We start from the raw sequence: 3,562 nt of genomic DNA on the forward strand, positions 1-3,562 counted from the left end.
CGCGTTGCGGGGTTCTGCCCTGGCTCAAACCGCGTGACTGCCCCTGCCACGACCTTGGCAAGTTGCCCTGTAGTGGTGATGGCGCGCCCGTCATTGCGCTCCGTAATAATCGCCCTTGCAATCTGCTTAGCAAACCGTTCTTCACCATAATTCTTTATAACCTCCCCTAATTGCTGCTCTGTTGTCTTGGCTAAAAACTCTGCCGCCGTTTGTCCACTACTTTGATCCATGCGCATATCCAACGGCGCATCGTATCTAAAACTAAAACCTCGGCTTGCATCATCGATTTGCGGTGATGAAATACCCAAATCCAGCAAAATGCCGTCTACCTTAGAAACGCCCATCGCATTTAACTTGGCTTGCATGCCCGCAAAATGACTATGCACCATGTTGAAACGTGGGTCTGAAATTTCTTTGCTTGATTCAATTGCCTTTAAATCACGGTCAAACGCAATCAAGCGGCCTTTTGCTCCAAGCTGTTGTAGTATTTTTTTTGAATGTCCGCCGCGTCCAAATGTGCCGTCCACGTAAATACCATCCGTTTTAATAGCAAGCGCTTGAACCGCCTCATCGAGCAGTACTGTGATATGAACATTTGGATTTGCTGACTCTGACACTTCTGTTTGCTGCTTTTCTAAATTTAAAGCGCCTTTTGCAGACGCTTTTTTTGGAGACAATGATGCTTTGGTGGGCGCGCTGTTCACGCCCTTAATCACAGCGAGAAGCCCTCGAGTTCTGATGGCATCGTGAAATTGTCATCCTGCATTACCCGTGCAAGTTGTGCGCGCCAAGCTTCCATATTCCACAACTCGAAATGACTACCCTGACCCACCAGCATCACTTCTTTATCGAGCCCTGCAAAATCTCGCAACGAGGGTGAAACCAACATGCGACCTGCACTATCCATCGCCACGTCTTCTGCGTACCCCACCAACAAACGCTGCAAAGCGCTCGATTGCTTATCAAAGGAGGACAGCGTCATCAACTTAGCCTGAATTGGCTCCCAAGCTGGCTGTGGGTATAACAACAAGCAACGATGCGGATGCGCGGTCAACACCAGATCACCAGCACATTGAAGCTGCAATGTCTCTCTGTGTTTAGTCGGTACTGCTAATCTGCCTTTAGCATCCAAACTTAATGATGTTGCGCCGCGAAACATGTTTAAATAATCAACCTAAATGATTGCCAAAAATAAAATGAAAAAAGTGAGGAAGCTCTAACCGCCCTTAGTTTCGATTAGAAACGATTTAAGTGAAAAATTTTCCACAAAAACCCACTTTTCCCCACTAAGCTGAACTATAGATAAAAAATTTAGGCAACGCAAGCCCTTTTTTACTATTTTCTCTTTATATCTCAATGACTTAGCGCATTTTTGCTATAAAAATAATATCGTTATAAATTAAGCACATACGAAATTAAGTGAATGTAGATTATTAGAATAATGACGAAAGCGATTGAATTGTAATTGGCGGGGTTTAAGTGAATAAAAATATAGATGGTTTTAAATCAACTTCATCAGAAAGGGTTTCTGAATTTGACACAAAGACCGTAAAGGTCTTCCCCTATTTACTAAGCCACTAAAGTGGCAAGTAAAGAGTGAAATTGAAGCTGGCCGATAAGCCGGGTTCTGTTTACGTCTTGCAACGCACGACAGTCATTCATCTAGGCGCACAATTACTTGTGCGCTCAAGCAACCTACCCGCTGGCAGCGCGAGCAACGCCAATACCAGCCTATTTGGTCTTGCTGCGAATGGAGGTTACCGCGTTTCACCGTAACTAAATACGCTCGTCTCTGTGGCCCTATTCCGCGCCTTATACTTAGTTACCCAAGCTTTCAACGTACGGCCGTTAGCCGTCATCCCGCTCTATGCAGCCCGGACTTTCCTCCCCTCACTTACGTGAGCGGCGACTGTCTAGCCAGCTTCAAGTGTATTTTAACACGCGCCACCGTCATTCCCGTGAAAACGAGAATCCAAACTAACGCTTTAAACCAAAATAGATTCCCGTTTTCACGGGAATGGCGAAAAAGAGAGGCTTAAAAAATACTAGAAAGTCGCGAATCATCAGGATTTTGAACTTAACTCCCCTGCTACCGCGCCTGAGATTTACATAATTTTGGGAAGAATTCGGCAAGCGGCTGTTTGAGCGTAGCGAGTTTCCGATTGTCGTCCCAAAATTATGTAAATCTCAAGAAACAAGCGGTGGTGGGTAGCCTTCTTTTTGGTTAAACAAGAAAAAGTAACTCGCCAGTCGCGCGAAAGCCACCACTTACAAAATGTGACAGTGATAATGGTGTGCAAATAAAGCCATTTTGCACACCCTGCTAGCTTTGACACGGCGCAATGCCATTCAGTTATTGCGCGCTACCTTGCTTAATTCAGCAAGAGCAACACATGAGGATGAGCTAACACATAAGAATCAAGCAAGTCATTTAGCTTATCTTCATACTTCCAATACTCAGAATTTAGCTGGTCGATTTCCATTTGATATTGAGAGCTACTCGAGAACGAGTTAAGCTGACTCCATCGTTCTTGTCTGTTATTAGCAGGTAAAGAATTTGGAAACAAAGAAATTGCCTTAGATAAAAGGATGTAGGATTTTAAAGCACCTAACTCTTCTAAATACCCGAGTATTTCTAGACAATAATCTCCAAGAGAGTTGAAAAATAATTGGTCGAAGCCTCCGTTATGAATCTCTCCGTCAAAATTCCATAATAAATAGACAATACGACTTTCACGCGAAAGGCGATTAATATGCTCAATATCACCATCATTTTTATCGAAAACCACGTCAAATGCGGCACAATAAACCTTATACGCAGGATCCTGTTGATCACTTACGTCAGAAAATTGCATATCTATACTTCTGCATCTACAAGATGGCGCCACGTCAAACTCTGCCCTGCCCTCAACGGCACCAACACATCCACCCCATCAAATGGCAAACTCTCAGGCACTTTCCAACTCTCTTTCACCAAAGTAATCTGCGTTTTATTTCGTGGCAAACCATAAAAATCCGCCCCATAAAAACTCGCAAACCCTTCCAGTTTATCTAATGCACCTGCCGCTTCAAACGCCTCCGCATAAAGCTCCATTGCCGTATGCGCTGTGTACATACCCGCACATCCACAAGCCGCTTCTTTGGTATGCTTAGCATGCGGCGCACTATCTGTACCTAAGAAAAATTTAGAGTTGCCAGACGTTGCTGTTTTCTCCAAAGCCACACGATGTTCTTCACGTTTTAATATTGGCAAGCAATAGTGATGCGGCTGAATGCCACCTTTGAACATATCGTTACGGTTCATTAATAAGTGGTGTGCGGTTATGGTTGCAGCCACATTACTTGGCGCACTCATCACAAAGTCTGCCGCATCTTTGGTGGTGATATGCTCAAACACAATTTTTAACGCTGGGTATTTTTTTAGCAACGGAATCATGTTGCGTTCAATGAAAACGCGCTCTCTATCAAACACATCCACATCGGCATCTGTGACTTCAGCATGCGCTAACAGGGGCATACCGAGCTTTTCCATTGCCGCTAGTGCGCTAGCGCATTTATCTAA

At 44.4% G+C, this 3,562-nt stretch carries 4 protein-coding genes and 1 other RNA gene; all 5 read right to left on the reverse strand.

The genetic code is table 11. The features are described 5' to 3' along the window. The coding region (gene rsmH, locus HOO90_RS03395; protein WP_292839484.1) for a 16S rRNA (cytosine(1402)-N(4))-methyltransferase RsmH at positions 1-617 on the reverse strand (617 nt) is incomplete at its 3' end. Between the two features lie 95 nt (positions 618-712). Continuing rightward, entirely contained in the window at positions 713-1,159 is a 447-nt protein-coding gene (gene mraZ / locus HOO90_RS03400; RefSeq protein ID WP_292839478.1) for a division/cell wall cluster transcriptional repressor MraZ, read from the reverse strand. Positions 1,160-1,600: 441 nt separating this feature from the next. After that, positions 1,601-1,925: RNase P RNA component class A (gene rnpB, locus HOO90_RS03405), an RNA gene on the reverse strand. A gap of 447 nt (positions 1,926-2,372) precedes the next feature. Further along, positions 2,373-2,855: a DMP19 family protein gene (locus HOO90_RS03410; protein WP_292839480.1), complete on the reverse strand. Its 483-nt coding sequence runs from the start codon at positions 2,853-2,855 to the stop codon at positions 2,373-2,375. Positions 2,856-2,857: 2 nt separating this feature from the next. Beyond that, the coding region (pyrC, locus tag HOO90_RS03415; protein ID WP_292839482.1) for a dihydroorotase at positions 2,858-3,562 on the reverse strand (705 nt) is incomplete at its 5' end.

The sequence above is a fragment of the Methylotenera sp. genome (assembly GCF_013141425.1).
GTDB lineage: Bacteria > Pseudomonadota > Gammaproteobacteria > Burkholderiales > Methylophilaceae > Methylotenera.